The 15,711-nt window shown below is 68.7% G+C and carries 14 protein-coding genes; 5 read left to right on the plus strand and 9 right to left on the minus strand.

Going from position 1 to position 15,711, the window contains the following annotated elements:
- Window positions 1-155 precede the first annotated feature (155 nt).
- Entirely contained in the window at window positions 156-1,202 is a 1,047-nt protein-coding gene (locus tag ACFJGU_RS02035; protein WP_382307194.1) for a LacI family DNA-binding transcriptional regulator, read from the plus strand.
- Window positions 1,203-1,382: 180 nt separating this feature from the next.
- Here ACFJGU_RS02035 and ACFJGU_RS02040 read toward each other — a convergent pair whose 3' ends face one another.
- A complete protein-coding gene (locus tag ACFJGU_RS02040) occupies window positions 1,383-2,297 on the minus strand; it encodes an alpha/beta fold hydrolase (protein ID WP_382307196.1) in 915 nt (304 codons plus the stop codon).
- A gap of 331 nt (window positions 2,298-2,628) precedes the next feature.
- On the opposite strand from ACFJGU_RS02040, the gene ACFJGU_RS02045 reads away from it, so the two are divergent.
- Window positions 2,629-3,882, plus strand: coding sequence for an MFS transporter (locus ACFJGU_RS02045; RefSeq protein ID WP_382307198.1), 1,254 nt, complete (start codon window positions 2,629-2,631; stop codon window positions 3,880-3,882).
- A 67-nt stretch (window positions 3,883-3,949) separates the two neighbouring features.
- Here the strand turns inward: ACFJGU_RS02045 and ilvC are convergent, their stop codons facing one another.
- From ilvC to ACFJGU_RS02075, 6 genes are all read right to left on the minus strand, one after another.
- Complete coding sequence (ilvC, locus tag ACFJGU_RS02050) at window positions 3,950-4,975, minus strand: ketol-acid reductoisomerase (protein ID WP_382307200.1); 1,026 nt, start codon at window positions 4,973-4,975, stop codon at window positions 3,950-3,952.
- 32 nt (window positions 4,976-5,007) lie between these two features.
- A complete protein-coding gene (gene ilvN / locus ACFJGU_RS02055) occupies window positions 5,008-5,517 on the minus strand; it encodes an acetolactate synthase small subunit (protein WP_382307202.1) in 510 nt (169 codons plus the stop codon).
- A 3-nt stretch (window positions 5,518-5,520) separates the two neighbouring features.
- Complete coding sequence (locus tag ACFJGU_RS02060; protein ID WP_382307204.1) at window positions 5,521-7,326, minus strand: acetolactate synthase large subunit; 1,806 nt, start codon at window positions 7,324-7,326, stop codon at window positions 5,521-5,523.
- Window positions 7,327-7,366: 40 nt separating this feature from the next.
- Window positions 7,367-9,061: a dihydroxy-acid dehydratase gene (gene ilvD / locus ACFJGU_RS02065; RefSeq protein WP_382307206.1), complete on the minus strand. Its 1,695-nt coding sequence runs from the start codon at window positions 9,059-9,061 to the stop codon at window positions 7,367-7,369.
- A 66-nt stretch (window positions 9,062-9,127) separates the two neighbouring features.
- Window positions 9,128-10,036: a trehalose-phosphatase gene (gene otsB / locus ACFJGU_RS02070; protein ID WP_382307208.1), complete on the minus strand. Its 909-nt coding sequence runs from the start codon at window positions 10,034-10,036 to the stop codon at window positions 9,128-9,130.
- Entirely contained in the window at window positions 10,033-11,634 is a 1,602-nt protein-coding gene (locus tag ACFJGU_RS02075) for a trehalose-6-phosphate synthase (RefSeq protein WP_382307210.1), read from the minus strand. The genes otsB and ACFJGU_RS02075 overlap by 4 nt, the downstream gene beginning before the upstream one ends.
- Window positions 11,635-11,774: 140 nt before the next feature.
- Between ACFJGU_RS02075 and ACFJGU_RS02080 the strand changes: the two genes are divergently transcribed.
- Window positions 11,775-11,969 carry a hypothetical protein gene (locus tag ACFJGU_RS02080; RefSeq protein WP_382307212.1) on the plus strand — a complete coding sequence of 65 codons (195 nt, stop codon included), beginning with the start codon at window positions 11,775-11,777 and terminating at the stop codon, window positions 11,967-11,969.
- Between the two features lies 1 nt (window position 11,970).
- Window positions 11,971-12,384 (plus strand): hypothetical protein, encoded by a 414-nt coding sequence (locus ACFJGU_RS02085; protein WP_382307214.1) that lies wholly within the window; start codon window positions 11,971-11,973, stop codon window positions 12,382-12,384.
- Here the strand turns inward: ACFJGU_RS02085 and ACFJGU_RS02090 are convergent.
- Window positions 12,344-13,510, minus strand: coding sequence for a mechanosensitive ion channel family protein (locus ACFJGU_RS02090; RefSeq protein WP_382307216.1), 1,167 nt, complete (start codon window positions 13,508-13,510; stop codon window positions 12,344-12,346). The two genes, ACFJGU_RS02085 and ACFJGU_RS02090, sit on opposite strands and share 41 nt — an antisense overlap.
- 160 nt (window positions 13,511-13,670) lie before the next feature.
- Between ACFJGU_RS02090 and ACFJGU_RS02095 the strand changes: the two genes are divergently transcribed.
- On the plus strand, window positions 13,671-14,207 hold the full coding sequence (locus tag ACFJGU_RS02095; RefSeq protein WP_382307217.1) for a hypothetical protein: 537 nt from the start codon (window positions 13,671-13,673) through the stop codon (window positions 14,205-14,207).
- Window positions 14,208-14,285: 78 nt separating this feature from the next.
- On the opposite strand, the gene ACFJGU_RS02100 is transcribed toward ACFJGU_RS02095, so the two are convergent.
- Window positions 14,286-15,662 carry a glucose-6-phosphate dehydrogenase gene (locus ACFJGU_RS02100; protein WP_382307219.1) on the minus strand — a complete coding sequence of 459 codons (1,377 nt, stop codon included), beginning with the start codon at window positions 15,660-15,662 and terminating at the stop codon, window positions 14,286-14,288.
- Window positions 15,663-15,711: the final 49 nt, after the last annotated feature.

Raw genomic sequence — 15,711 nt, forward strand, 5'->3', positions numbered from 1 at the left:
TCCGGATGCGGTAGCGCGAGGCGCCACCACCCCGGTAGCCCATTCAGGCTGCCGGGTCGGCGGTGGGGCATACTGCGGTGCCCGCGGCACGCGCGATCCGGTGCGCTAACCTCGTTGGAACGATCAAGCCGCAGCGATCAGAGACGGAGACGCGGATGTCGGCACTCCCCACCATCCACGACGTCGCCCGCGTGGCCGGCGTCTCGCGCCAGACCGTCTCGAACGTGCTCAACACGCCCGCCATCGTGCGCCCCGACACGCGCGAGCGCGTCGAGTCGGCCATCGCCGAACTCGGCTACCGCCCGCACGAGTCGGCGCGGCGGTTGCGCACCCGCAAGAGTTCGACGCTCGGCATCCGGATCGATCCGATGACCGACGGCATCTCGGGCTCCGTGCTCGACCGCTTCCTGCACGCTCTCACCGAGCAGGCCGCCCGGCAGGGGCTCCGGGTGATGCTGTTCACCGCGACCGACCCCGACGACGAGATCCGCCAGTTCGCCCGCCTGCGCGACGGCGCCGACGTCGACTCCTTCGTGCTCACCTCCACCTTCCACGGTGATCCGCGCACCCGGTGGCTGATCGAGAACGGCCAGTCGTTCGTGACCTTCGGGCGCCCCTGGGGCATCGACGACATGAACGACCCGCAGCACCTCTGGGTGGATGTCGACGGCTGGTTCGGGTTGCACGAGGCGACCTCGTCGCTCCTCGCCTCCGGGCACCGGCACGTGGGGTACATCGGCTGGCCCAGCCCGTCCGGAACGGGCGACGACCGGCGCCGAGGCTGGCGCGACGCCATGATCGAGGGCGGGATGACGGATGACGCGCAGCTGGATGCACTCGACCTGGCGGTCGAAGACGGCGTCACCCAGGGCGGCGCAGCGATGCGCGAACTCCTCTCCCGCCCCGGCTCGGTGGACGGCGTGGTCTGCGCGAGCGATTCCCTCGCGCTCGGCGCGCTGATCGCATCCGGGGGTCGGATTCCCGTGATCGGCTACGACAACACGCCCGTCGCCGCGGCACTGGGGCTCTCGAGTGTCGAACAACCGCTCGACGAGGTGGCCGCCGGTGTGCTCGAACTGCTCACCGGGGCGCACGGCGGCCGCCTCGGCGACGCACCAGCCGACGACCCGAGGCACCGCCTGGTGCGCCCGCGGCTCATCCAGCGCACCCCGGAACGCATCCCCGTGGTCGAGGGAACCTGAGCGTTTCCCGCGGCGCCCGGCCCGGCGCCGTGGGCTCTCTGAGTGCCGAGTCACGTCGGTAATCGCAAACCTCGTGGCACCCGCGCCGCATACGGGCTCGATGACGCTCACGATTGCGGTTCCCGACACCACCCCCGAGAGTTCAGGCCCCCGGCGACATCCTGGTCGACCGTTGTCCTCTCAGCCGGCCGCCAGCGCGATGACGTCGCGCACCGCGTCGGCGAACGCCGACGGCGCCTCCTGCGGCAGGTTGTGGCCCGCATGCGGCACCCGGTTGTGGAGGCGGGGGCCGGTGAAGTGCGACGCACTCGGGGTTCCGTCGGTCGCCGGGAAGTTGCCGTCGGCCAGACCATCGAGGGTGACCGTGGGCACGCTGATCGGCGGCAGGGTCGCGAGCCTGCGCTCGAGTGCCTCGTACTCCGGTGCGCCGGCCGCGGCCCCCAAGCGGTGACGGTAGGAGTGGATGACGACGTCGACGTAGTCGGGATTGTCGAACGACCGCGCGGTGCGATCCAGGGTCGCATCGTCGAAGGGCCACTCCGGTGAATTGCGGCGCCAGATGACCTCGGCGATCTCGCGCCGGTTCTCGAGGAGGCCCGCCCGGCCGCGTTCGGTGAGGAAGTAGAAGAAATACCAGAAACCGGCCTCGAGAGCGGGCGGGAGCGGTGTCATGGCCGCGCCGATGTCTTGGATGAGATAGCTGTTCACCGAGACGAGTCCCGTCACGCGGTCGGGCCACAGGGCGGCGGCGACGCACGCTGCCCGGCCACCCCAGTCGTAGCCGGCCAGCACGGCGCGGGGCAGGCCGAGCGCATCGAGGAGCTCGATCACGTCCACCCCGAGGGCCGCCTGCTGACCCGACCGCAGGGTCTGCGGGTCGCGGAACCGTGTCGGGCCGTGCCCGCGCAGGTAGGGCACGATCACGCGGCAGCCCTGGTCGACGAGCTTCGGCGCGACCTCGCGGTAGCTCTCCACGTCGTACGGGAACCCGTGCAGCAGGAGCACCGGCGTCCCGTCGGGCGGCCCGGACTCCCGGTACGCCACGTCGAGGGTGTCGGTGAGCACGTGCCGGACGGCGTCGATGTCGGTCTTCATACCTTCTCCTGACGGTCGGGATGCGGTTGCCCCATTGTCCATCTGTGACCGGGTACGGAGTGATGGTGTGACGGTCTGACGTGGGAACCCGCTGTCACAGCCGGCCCACGGCTGCGGTCGTAGTTGCCGACAGCAGGACACCGCGACGAGAGGATGATCATGACGACCCCCCGGACGACCGACAGGCCGGCCTCGACAGGCCATCAACGGCTGGTGCTCGCGATCGCGATCCTCGCCTCGTTCGTCGCCTTCCTCGACAGCTCGGTGGTGAACGTCGCGCTGCCCGCGATGACCGCCGAACTCGGGGGGCGGGCTGGCGGTGCAGCAATGGGTGGTCGACGCGTACCTGATCACCCTCGGCTCCCTGATCCTGCTCGCCGGATCGCTGTCGGACGCCTTCGGCCGGATGCGGATCCTCCGGATCGGCCTCGTCGGTTTCGGTGTCACCTCCCTGCTCTGCGCCGTCGCGCCCACGGCCGAGTTCCTCGTCGTCGCCCGCCTGCTGCAGGGCGGCGCGGGGGCGCTACTCGTGCCGAGCTCGCTCGCCATCATCATCTCGACCTTCTCCGGCGCCGCGCAGGGCAAGGCGATCGGCACCTGGACCGCGTTCACCGGCGCGGCCGGGCTCGCCGGCCCGCTGCTCGGCGGCCTGCTCGTCGACACCGTGTCGTGGCGGCTGATCTTCGCGATCAATGTCGTCCCGATCCTCGCCACGTTGTGGCTCATGACTCGGCTGGGTGCCTCCGCGGCCTCGGCACCGGCGCACCGCCCGAAGGTCGACGTCGTCGGCGCCACCCTCGGCGCCGTCGGTCTCGGGGGCCCGGTGTTCGCGCTGATCGAGCAGGAACGCTACCCGTGGAGCAGCCCGGTACTCCTTGTGCCGTTGCTCATCGGACTCGCGTCTCTCGCCGCCTTCATCTGGTGGGAAGGTCGGCACGAGAACCCGATGCTCCCCCTCGGACTTTTCCGCGTTCGGAACTTCGGCTTCGGCAACGTGGCGACCCTGTTCATCTACGGTGCGATCTCGCTCGGGTTCTTCGCCATCACGGTCTTCATTCAGCAGACGGGCGGATTCAGCGCCACCGCGTCCGGGCTCGCGACCCTCCCCTCGACGCTCGTCGTTCTCGCGCTGTCCCCGTTGTTCGGCCGCCTCGCCGGCCGTTTCGGCCCCCGGTTCTTCATGACCGTCGGCCCGCTGGTCGCCGGTCTCGGCTTCTTCGTGACCGGCACCGCCCGCGCCGACGTCGACTACTGGGTGCAGGTGTTCCCCGGCGTACTGCTCGTGGGCCTCGGGCTCTCGATCACCGTGGCGCCCCTGACGAGCGGCATCCTCGGCTCGATCGACCCCGCCCGTGCCGGCATCGGATCGGCCGTGAACAACGCGGTCGCGCGGGTGGCCGGTCTCATCAGCATCGCGTTGGTCGGCATCCTCTCCGGAGGCTCGCTCGGGGAAGCGGGCTTCGCGCACGTGGTCACCTTCGCGGCCGTCTTCCTGCTGGTGGGAGCGGTGGTGTCGTTCGTGGGCATCCGCAACCCGACGCATCCGGCCCGCTCGCCGCACCTCGCGGTACACGCACTGCAGTAGCGCGCTTGCCTGAAACGCCGAAGGGCCCCGGAACGCGAGTTCCGGGGCCCTTCGTGATGCGGAGAGGTCAGCGCGCGGCAGACCCGTCGGTGTAGTCGGCGTCCTGCTGCTTCCAGGCGAAGAGGGCACGCAGCTCCTTGCCGGTGGCCTCGATGGGGTGCGCGGCACCCTTCTCGCGGAGAGCGAGGAACTCGGGAGCTCCGGCGTCCTGGTCGTCGATGAAGCGCTTCGCGAACGCGCCGGACTGGATGTCGGCGAGAACGGCCTGCATGTTCTCCTTCACGTGCGGGTCGATGACGCGCGGGCCCGAGACGTAGTCGCCGTACTCAGCGGTGTCGGAGACCGACCAGCGCTGCTTGGCGATGCCGCCCTCCCACATCAGGTCGACGATGAGCTTCAGCTCGTGCAGCACCTCGAAGTAGGCGATCTGCGGCTGGTAACCGGCCTCGGTGAGGGTCTCGAAACCGTACTGCACCAGCTGCGAGACACCGCCGCAGAGCACGGCCTGCTCGCCGAACAAGTCGGTCTCGGTCTCTTCGGTGAAGGTGGTCTTGATGCCGCCGGCACGGAGGCCGCCGATGCCCTTGGCGTAGCTCCAGGCGAGGTCCCAGGCCGAGCCGGTCGCGTCTTTCTCGACGGCGACGATGACGGGGACGCCACGGCCGGCCTCGTACTCGCGGCGCACGGTGTGACCCGGGCCCTTGGGGGCGACCATGATCACGTCGACGCCCTCGGGCGCCTGGATGTAACCGAAGCGGATGTTGAAGCCGTGGCCGAAGACCAGCGTCTTGCCGTCGGTCAGGTTCGGCTGGATGTCGGCGGCGTAGATGCCGCGCTGGTGCTGGTCGGGCGCGAGGATGACGATCACGTCGGCCCAAGCGGTGGCCTCGGCGACGGAGAGGACGGTGAAGCCCGCTTCCTGGGCCTTGGCGGTCGACTTCGACCCTTCCTTGAGCGCGACGACGACCTCGACGCCGGAGTCGCGAAGGTTCAGCGCGTGGGCGTGGCCCTGCGAGCCGTAGCCGATGACGGCCACCTTCTTGGACTGGATCAGGGACAGGTCGGCGTCCTGGTCATAGAAGATCTCGGTCACGTGTGTTTTCTCCTTGTTAGTGGGGCTTGTGGTCAGTTCTTGAAGACGCGCTCGGTGATGCTCTTGCCGCCGCGACCGATGGCGAGCAGGCCCGACTGGGCGAGCTCCTTGATGCCGTACGGCTCGAGCACGCGCAGGAACGCCTGGGTCTTGCCGGAGTCGCCGGTGACCTCGATCACGAACGCGTCGCTCGACACGTCGACGACACGGGCCCGGAAGAGGGTCACGGCCTCGAGCACCTGGGAGCGCGTCGTGTTGTCGACGCGCACCTTGATGAGAAGGTGCTCGCGCTGCACCGCCTGCGCGGGGTCGAGCTCCACGATCTTGATGACGTTGATCAGCTTGTTGAGCTGCTTCGTCACCTGCTCGAGCGGGAGGTCTTCGACGTCGACCACCACGGTGATCCGCGACAGGCCGTCGATCTCCGAATGGCCCACGGCGAGCGACTCGATGTTGAAACCACGACGGGCGAACAGGCCCGCGACGCGGGTCAGCAGACCCGGTTTGTCCTCGACGAGGAGGCTCAGAACGTGAGTGCTCATGGTCTACTCCTCTTCCCACTCGGGGGCGTGGTCTTTGGCGTACTGCACGAAACTGTTGCTGACACCCTGCGGCACCATCGGCCACACCATCGCGTCGGCCGACACGATGAAGTCGATGACGACCGGGCGATCGTTGGTCTCGAGCGCCAGCTTGATGGCCGCGTCGACTTCCTCGAGCTTCGTGACCCGGATGCCCAGAGCACCGTAGGCGTCAGCCATCTTCACGAAGTCGGGGACCATCTGCGTCGCGTGACCGGTGTTCAGGTCGGTGAACGAGTGCCGGCCGTCGTAGAACAGCGTCTGCCACTGGCGCACCATGCCGAGCGAGGAGTTGTTGATGATCGCGACCTTGATCGGGATGTTGTTGATCGTGCAGGTGGCGAGCTCCTGATTGGTCATCTGGAAGCATCCGTCGCCGTCGATCGCCCACACCGTGCGCTCGGGCTCGGCCACCTTGGCGCCCATGGCGGCCGGAACCGCGTACCCCATGGTGCCGGCGCCGCCGGAGTTCAGCCAGGCGTGCGGGCGCTCGTACTTGATGAACTGCGCCGACCACATCTGGTGCTGCCCGACCCCCGCCGCGTAGATCGCCTCAGGGCCGGTGAGCTCGCCGATGCGCTTGATCACGTATTGCGGAGCGAGGAGTCCGTCGGTGGGCTCGGAGTAGCCGAGCGGGAACTCCTTCTGCAGACCGTGGAGGTAGTTCCACCACTCGTCGAGGTCGAGCTTCTTGGAGCCCGCCGCATCGGCGTAGGCCCGGATGAGATCGGCGATGACGTCTTTCGCGTCTCCCACGATCGGCACGTCGGCGACCCGGATCTTGGAGATCTCGGCGGGATCGACATCGACGTGCACCACCTTGGCGTTGGGCGCGAACTCGCTCGCCTTGCCGGTGACCCGGTCGTCGAAGCGGGCGCCGAGCGAGATGAGCAGGTCGCTCTCCTGCAGGGCGAGCACCGCGGGCACCGTGCCGTGCATGCCGGGCATGCCGAGGTGCTGCGGGTGCGAGTCGGGGAAGGCGCCGCGCGCCATCAGCGTGGTGACGACCGGCACGCCGGTGGCCTCCGCCAACTGGGCCAGCTCGGCGGTGGCCTCGGCGCGGATGACGCCGCCGCCCACGTAGAACACCGGCTTCTTCGACTCGAGCAGCAGCTGGGCCGCGGCCTGGATCTGCTTGCCGTGCGCCTTGGTGATGGGCCGGTAGCCGGGCAGGTCGATCTTGGGCGGCCAGATGAAGGGCGCGAGGTTCTGCTGGGCGTCTTTCGTGATGTCGACGAGAACGGGACCGGGGCGGCCGGTGGACGCGATCTGGTACGCAGCCGCGATGGTGGCCGGAACCTCCTCGGCGGTCTTGACCAGGAAGGAGTGCTTCGTGATCGGCATCGTGATGCCCACGATGTCGGCCTCCTGGAAGGCATCCGTTCCCATCAGGTGGGAGAACACCTGACCCGTGATGGCCAGCAGGGGCACCGAGTCCATGTAGGCGTCGGCGATCGCGGTGACGAGGTTGGTGGCTCCCGGTCCACTCGTGGCGATGGCCACACCCACCTTGCCGGTGGCGGCCGCGTAGCCCTCGGCCGCGTGGCCGGCGCCCTGCTCGTGTCGCACGAGGATGTGGCGGATGTCGTCCTGCGTCATCAACTCGTCATAGAACGGGATGATGGCGCCACCCGGCAGGCCGAAGACGTCGGTGACGCCGAGGTTCTTGAGCGAGCGCAAGACGGCACCGGAACCGGTGAGCATCTCGGGCTCGGTGCTGGGTGGAGTCGGGGTCTTCTTGGTCGGCACGGGGAAGGCATCCGTGGTCATGTATCGTCCTAAATTCGAGCGCGGGTGAGGGATGCGCGAACTACCCGGTGATCGCGCCCTCCGCGGCGGAGTGCACGAGCTTGGAGTACTTCGCGAGAACGCCACGGGTATAGCGCGGAGGAAGTGGAGCCCAGCCATCTCGGCGAGCTGCTAGCTCAGCGGGTTCGACAAGTAGGTCGAGCGAGCGAGCTGCGATATCGACCCGTATTAGATCACCATCGCGCACGAAGGCGATGGGACCTGCGTCCACCGCTTCGGGTGCTATGTGGCCGATACACAGTCCGGTTGTGCCGCCTGAGAACCTGCCGTCGGTCAATAGTAGTACATCCTTTCCGAGGCCTGCGCCCTTGATGGCCGCGGTGATGGCGAGCATCTCGCGCATTCCCGGACCACCCTTCGGACCCTCGTAGCGGATGACCACGACGTCGCCGGCGTTGATGCGACCCTCGGTGAGCGCATCCATCGCCGCCCGCTCACGCTCGAAGACCCGCGCCGGGCCCTCGAACACGTCGGCGTCGAAACCGGCCGACTTCACCACGGCGCCCTCGGGAGCCATGGTTCCCGTGAGCACGGTGAGCCCGCCCGACTTGTGGATGGGGTTCGACAGCGGCCGCAGCACATCGCCGTCGAGGGGCGCGATGTCCATCTCGGCGAGGTTCTCCTCGATGGTCTTGCCGGTGACGGTCATCGCGTCGCCGTGCAGGAGCCCCTCGTCGAGCAGAGCCTTCATGACGGCCGGCACGCCGCCGTGACGGTCGACGTCGTTCATGACGAAACGACCGAAGGGCTTGAGGTCGCCGATGTGCGGCACCTTGTCGCCGATCTTGTTGAAGTCGGCCAGCGTGAGCTCGACCTCGGCCTCGGCCGCGATCGCGAGCAGGTGCAGCACGAGGTTGGTCGACCCACCGAAGGCCATGCCCACGGCGATCGCGTTCTCGAGCGACTTCTTCGTGATGATGTCGCGGGCCGTCAGGCCGAGGCGCAGCATGTTCACCACGGCCTCACCCGAGCGGTGCGCGAAGTAGTCGCGACGACGATCGGCCGCCGCCGGCGAGGCCGAGCCGGGCAGGCTCATGCCCATCGCCTCGGCCGCACTGGCCATGGTGTTCGCCGTGTACATGCCGCCGCAGCTGCCCTCACCCGGCGCGAAGGCGCACTCGATGCGGTGCGCGTCTTCCATCGACATCCGTCCGGCCCGCACGGCGCCGACGGCCTCGAAGGAGTCGATGATCGTGATGTCCTTCTCCGTGCCGTCGGAGAGCTTGACCCAGCCGGGAGCGATCGACCCGGCGTAGAGGAACACCGACGCGAGATCGAGGCGCGCCGCCGCCATCAGCATGCCGGGGAGCGACTTGTCGCAGCCGGCGAGCAGCACCGATCCGTCGAGGCGCTCGGCCATCATGACGGTCTCGACGGAGTCGGCGATCACCTCGCGCGACACCAGGGAGAAGTGCATGCCCTCGTGACCCATGGAGATGCCGTCGGAGACCGAGATGGTGCCGAACTGCAACGGGTAGCCGCCGCCGGCGTGCACACCCTCCTTGGAGGCGCGGGCGAGCCGCTCGAGCGACAGGTTGCACGGCGTGATCTCGTTCCACGAGCTCGCGATGCCGATCTGGGGCTTCTCCCAGTCTCCGTCGCCCATTCCGACGCCGCGGAGCATTCCGCGCGAGGTGAGGGCTTCGATTCCGTCGGTGACGGTGCGGCTCCGTGGCTTGATGTCTATTTCCGGCATGTTACGAGTTTAGAACCGGCGGAGGGGTGCTCCGGCACGCGGGCCCAGGCTGTGGACGGCACACGCTCAGAGCGAGGCTGTGGAGGAGTCGCCGCCGCGGAAATCAGCCAGCAGCGCGAGGACGGATGCGACCTCCCGCGGCCCGTCGACGCGGTGTTCCGCGATCGTGCGCCCCGGCCCGCTCTTCAACCCGAAGTCGTTCGGGCCGAGCACCGCGAAACCGTCCTCGTCGGTGACGTCGTCGCCCGCGTAGAACACCGAGGTCGCGTGCACGTACTCCTTCAGGTGCAGCAGGGCCTCACCCTTGGTGGTGTTGCGCACCGAGAACTCCAGCACGTTCTTCCCCTCGCGCACGGTCAGTCCCTCCACCTCGGAGTGCGCCTCGTCGAGCGCCACCATGTGCGCGAGACGGCTGTCGGCCTCGGTCGCCAGCCGGGTGTGCAGGGCGAATCCGGCCGGCTTCGACTCGATCCAGACGTTGTCGATCGAGTCGGCGACGCCCTCGAGAACCTCGCTGAGGGCATCCACCTGTTCGAGTTCGACCGTGTCGAGGGTGAGCTGGGTCGGACCGTCGAGGCGGATCTCCACGCCGTGCGACCCGACGAGGAGCACCTCGTCGGGCAGGTTGCTCACCTGTTCGAGGCTCTCCATCGCCCGACCCGACACCAGGGCGACCCGCGTCGCGGGCAGCGCGATGAGGCGCAGGAGGGCTTCTCGCGCCTCGGGCAGGGCCCGTGCCCGGCTCGGTTCGTCGACCTCGGGCGCGAGTGTTCCGTCGAAGTCGATCGCCACCAGCAGTCGCTCGGCCGAAGCCAGGCGGTGCAGCCCGTCGAGCAGTTCGCGCTCGACCGGACCGCTGGTGGACTCGAGCAGCCCGGAGTCGGTCGAGGTATCCGGAGCGGCCTGATCGTGCTCATTCGAGCGCGAGTGCGAGTGCCGGATCGGGCCGGTCGGATTCGGCGACGTGATGCTCATCGGGCCTCCTCCGTCGCTCGCGCCTCGGCGCGCGCCTCGGCCCGGGCCGCTCGGTCGTCGCGAACGACCCGCTGGCCCTGCCGCGTGTTGGCCTTCGGCAGCGCCAGGTCGTGCGAGGGCGTGGCGAGCGCGGCCAGGAACGACGACGACCAGCGCGCGACGTCGTTCTCCTGCACCCGTTTGCGCATGGCACGCATCCGTCTCGCCCGCTCGCTCTTGGGCATCTGCTTGGCCTGCAGGATGGCTTCCTTCAAGCCCTCGATGTCGTGCGGGTTCACGCGCAGGGCGGTGCGCAGCTCGTCGGATGCCCCGGCGAACTCGCTGAGCACCAGCACGCCGTCGTTGTCGAAGCGCGTGGCCACGTACTCCTTCGCCACGAGGTTCATGCCGTCGCGGAGCGCGGTGACGAGCATGACGTCGGCGGCGAGATACAACGCCACCATCTCCTCCCGCGGGTAGCCGTGGTGCAGGTAGCTGATCGCCGTGTGGCTGATGGTGGAGTAGTCGCCGTTGATGCGGCCGACCGTCAACTCGATCTCGTCGCGCAGCTTCTGGTAGGTGCGCACGCGCTCCCGACTGGGACTCGCGACCTGCACGAGGGTGACCTCCTCGACGTCGAGGTCGCCGTCGGCCAGCAGCTCGCCGAAGGCCTTCAGCCGGTGACCGATGCCCTTGGTGTAGTCGAGCCGGTCGACGCCGAGCATCACAACGTCGGGATTGCCGAGCCCGTTGCGGATCTCGACCGCGCGTGCCTGGATGTCGGGCCGGTGAGCGAGCTCCTCGTAGCTGGCGGCGTCGATCGAGATCGGGAAGGCCTTGGCCACCACCGTGCGCACCAGCTTGTCGTCGCGGATGGTCGAGATGCGGTGCTTCGCGCTCGCGACCTCCGACTCGGCCTCGACCGGCACGTCGATGACGGTGCCCTTCGACTGATAGCCCAGCAGTCGCCGCACGGCGCGGGAGAAATTGCCCGCGTCGGCCGTGCGCTGGAAGCCGATGACGTCGGCGCCGAGCAGACCCTCGATGATCTGGGTGCGCCACGGCAGCTGCGAGTAGATGCCATATGCCGGGAACGGAATGTGATTGAAGAAGCCGATCGTGAGGTCGGGACGCTGCTCGCGGAGCATCCGCGGAACCAGCTGCAACTGGTAGTCCTGCACCCACACTGTGCCGCCCTCGGCCGTCACCTCGGCGGCGCGGTCGGCGAAGCGCTGGTTCACGACCACATAGCTCTCCCACCACTCGCGGTGATACGCCGGAGGAGCGATGACATCGTGGTAGAGCGGCCAGAGCGTGTCGTTCGAGAAGCCCTCGTAGTACAGCTCGATCTCGTCTCCGGAGAGCGCGACCGGGATCAGATGGATGCCGTCGTTCTCGAAGGGATCGGCCTCGTCGTCGGCCGTGCCCGTCCAACCGATCCAGGCGCCGTCGGCCTCGCGCATCACCGGCTCGAGCGCGGTGACCAGTCCCCCGGGCGAGGTGCGGAAGGTGGAGTTCCCGTCGGAGTCGACGACGCGGTCGACCGGCAGCCGGTTCGAGACGACGACGAAAGGGAACTCGCCGAACTGCGGTGTGGATGGGCTGTCTGAGGAGGGCATGGGTCCGTTCGGCTGAGTCGGGCCGCGGATCGGATGGGAACGAATACAGCCCGGAATTCCAGCCCTGAGTCTATCAGGGCGGGTGCCGGAGCGGCGGTGAGCGGTAGCGTAGGGGCATCGACCGAAGAGATGGGGACAGTGTGCGCAAGTACATCCTGAACAGCAGCATCATCAGCGCGGCGATCGGCGCCTTCTCCGCCGTCCAGGCCACGCGCAAGGGGCCACGCGACTGGCGCCTCATCCTGATGTGGGTCAGCTGGGGCATCACGGTCGCCCTCGCGATCGGCAGCGTGCTGCAGCAGGACGAGAACGCCCGCGAGCTCGAGGAGTCCTGAGATGTTCCACGGCGGTGGCGGGGTGCTGCCGATCCTGTTCAGCATCCTCTCGGGCGTCATCTCGGTCGTGGCGGCCGCGATCGTGTTCCTCGTCGTGCTCGGGGTGCTCTTCCTGCTCGTGCGGTTCCTCTGGTTCGGCACGCGGGCGGCGCAGGTCTACCTGGTGAAGAACGGGGAACCGGGGCACTTCACCTGGCCGCTCCGGCCCGTCGACGACCCGGAGGCCCGGTCGGACGCCCCTCGGCAGGAGCCCGCGGAACCGTCGGACGAGCCCTCCACGGCGACCGCGGAGACCACTCCCCTACCGGAGAACGCCGCGCAGGTCCCGCCCCCCGCGTGCTCCCCGGAAGCCCAAGACGCGTCCCGCGTCCTGATCAGCGGACGTCGTCGCCGCGGGTCTCGATCGGCCCGGTGAACATGCTCGCCCGCCCCTCCGCGTCGCGATCCCCGTGGAACAGGCCCGAGGCATCCGGTTCTCCCGCCCGCGGCCGATGTGACACGTCGGGTTCCTCGTCGACCACGCGCACGCGGGTGCGCGGGATCGACTGCGGGCTCGACCGGTAGAGCCAGGAGATCATCTCCTCCCGCACGAAGCAGCGCAGGTCGAACAGCGTGGGGGCGTCGACCGCGGTGACCAGGATGCGCACCCGCACGAAACCGCCCACGGCGTCCGTCACCTGCAGCACGGAGACCCGCTCGTCCCAGAGCTCGGTGCGGGCGAGGATGCGAGCGAGCTCCGCCCGCATCTCCCCCGGCGTCACGCGCCAGTCGAGGTCGAACTCCACCGAGCCGAGGAGTTCGGAGTTGCGCCTGGTCCAGTTCTGGAACGGCTGGGCGGTGAAGTAGGTGCTCGGCAGCACCATCCGCCGGTCGTCCCAGATGTGCACCACGACGTAGGTGAGCGTGATCTCCTCGATCCGCCCCCATTCGTTCTCGACGATCACCACGTCGTCGACGCGGATGGCGTCACTGAAGGCGATCTGCATCCCCGCGAACACGTTGGCGAGCGTCGACTGGGCGGCGAGCCCGGCGATGATCGACACGATGCCGGCGGAGGCCAGCACGCTCGCGCCCACCGCTTGCGCCCCCGGGAAGGTGAGGAGGATCGCGCCGATCGCCAGCACGATCACCGCGGCCATGGCGAGTCGACGCAGGATCAACACCTGCGTGCGCGCTCGACGGGCGATGCGGTTGTCGGGCCGGTCGATCCGGTAGCGCTCGAGCGCCACGTCCTCCGCGAACAGCGCGAGCCCGCACAGCAGCCATGCTCCCGCGGCGATCGAGAGGATGAGGAACAGCTGATTGACGACCGGTAGCCAGTCGGTGGCGGGGAGCGTCATCGCCACCCCGGTCCACAGCAGCAGCACCACCAGCACGATGCGGAACGGGATGCGCGCCCGTCGCACGAGGGCACCGGGCCACTGCTTCTTGCGGCCGATGAGACGCACCACGAGGGCGACGATCGCGGTCACCGCGATGGCGACCAGCAGCGCGAGCACGGCGGCGATCGCGAAGGTGATCCAGGTTCTTTCGACGGTCATGGGTGCCTTCCCGGGCCGGGGTCGCCGCGAATGGATCCGCGGTTGGGTGAATTTACACCCTAATCAGCCCATTGGATGCCGCAATCCGGCGTGTCGATTGGCTCCGGTCAACCTCCAGCACGCACACTGTTCACACGACGAGGTTGCGGAGGGAGTTGCGATGATCGGCTGGAGACGGCGTGCGAAAGCGGCGCGGGAGAACACGGTCAGCCAGGAGCGACAGTACGAACTCGTCAGCCAGACCCTGATGGAGAACTTCGGCCCGCTCGGATCGTTCGCGATCACCCGTCGGAGCGCCTCCGACACCGACGACATCTTCCACACCGCGCTGGCCAAGTCGGTCGCCCACGACATCGTGGCGAACCTCGCCGAGCACGGCATCACCATGAAATCCAACGGCCATGGCGTCATCGCGCCGCTGACGCCCGTCGAGGCCGTCCCGGTGCCACGCCAGCTGGCGCACGCCGTCACGTCCGCCGCCACCCGCGTCGCGCCCGTCACGCCTCTGGCCCCGGTCGCACCCCTCGTGCCGGCCTACCCGACCGTCGCCGCCGGGGTCGCCATCGGCGCCGCCCCGATGATCGACGGTCCCGACCCGCGCGATGACGACGCGCTGCGCGCCCTCGTGGCCCACCACGCCGAGGTCACCGAAGTCGTCGCCCAGCGTCAAGCCGAGGCCCGCTCCATCGCGATCTGAGGTCGCGTCGAAGCGTCGACCATTCCGGTCGGCTTCGTCGACGTCATGCGGGCGCCGACGACGCGCTCACGTCGGCGTTCAGCCCACCGGCTTCCAGGCATCCGGTCCTTCGGTGCCGGCCGCATATTCCTCGAGCGGCACCTCGTCGGCATGCCAAGCGGCGATGACGGGCGCGAGGATGCGCCAGCCCTCCACCGCGGAGTCCCCGCGCACACTGAGCGTGGGGTCGCCGTCGAGGATGCCGGCGAGCACCTCGCGATAGGCCAGCAGCTGACCGTCGCCGAAGGTGGCGTCGAGGCTGACGCGCTCGAGCTCATAGGGGTCGCCCGGTCCGTTGATGTCGAGTTCGAGTGACATCGCATCCGGCGCCAGGTAGATGCGCAGCACCGTGGGCTGGTTGGCTCCGGTCAGTCCCACCGGGAGTTGCTGCGCGGGCTTGAACGTCACCACGATCTCGCGCCGGCGCTGGCCGATGGCCTTGCCGGAGCGCAGTGTGATGGGCACACCCTTCCAGCGCCAGGTGGAGATCTCCAGGGTGACCTCGGCGAGCGTCTCGGTCTTCCGAGCCGGATCGACGCCGTTCTCATCGGCGTAGCTCGGCATCTCACGCCCGTCGATGGTGCCCGCGGTGTAGCGGGCGCGACGACTGGAGGCCTGCGGGTCGTCGCCCCAGAGGCGGGTGGCGCGCAGCACCAGTTCCTTGGAATCGCGCAGATCGTCCTGCCCGAGAGTCGACGGAGGCTCCATCGCGAGCACCGCCATGACCTGCAGCAGGTGGCTCTGGATCATGTCGATCAGCGCGCCCGCCTTGTCGTAGTAGCCGGCGCGACCCTCGAGACCCAGCTGCTCGTCGTAGACGATGGCGATCTCGGCGATGTGCTCGGCGTTCCAGACGGGTTCGAAGATGCGGTTGGCGAAGCGGAGGCCGAGGATGTTGAACACCGTCGAGCGGCCGAGGAAGTGGTCGACCCGGTGGATCTGGTTCTCGGGAACGAGCTTCGCGAGCTCGGCGTTCAGCGCCTCGGCGCTCGGCACGTCGGTGCCGAAGGGCTTTTCGAGCGCGAGGGTGAGTCCGGCCGGGAAGTCGACCTGAGGCAGAGTCCTCACAACCTGCGCGGCGACCGCGGGTGGGAGGGCGAAGTAGATGGCGGGGGTGCCCTTCGCCATGCCGAGCACCTTCGCGAGATCGGCGGCATCCGTCACGTCGGCCTTGACGTAGCGGGTCTGCGCGAGCAGGGCGTCGACGCAGGCGCCGTCGGCCTTGGCCTCGCCGAAGGAGCTGGCGACGAGCTTCCGCCATTCCTCGTCGCTCCAGTCGGCGCTGCCGACGCCGATCAGGTCGAGCCGGCGGTCGGGCTGATCGGACAGCAATTGCCCGAGTCCGGGAAGGAGGAGGCGTGCGGTGAGATCTCCGCTGGCGCCGAAGATGAGGAGCGTGTCGACCCGTTGCGTCATACCTGTCACAGTAGCCCAGGGAAGCGACCGCGATCGGGACCGCCGGAGC

Origin of the sequence: Herbiconiux sp. UC225_62 (assembly GCF_042694625.1) — a bacterium.
Lineage (GTDB): Bacteria > Actinomycetota > Actinomycetes > Actinomycetales > Microbacteriaceae > Herbiconiux.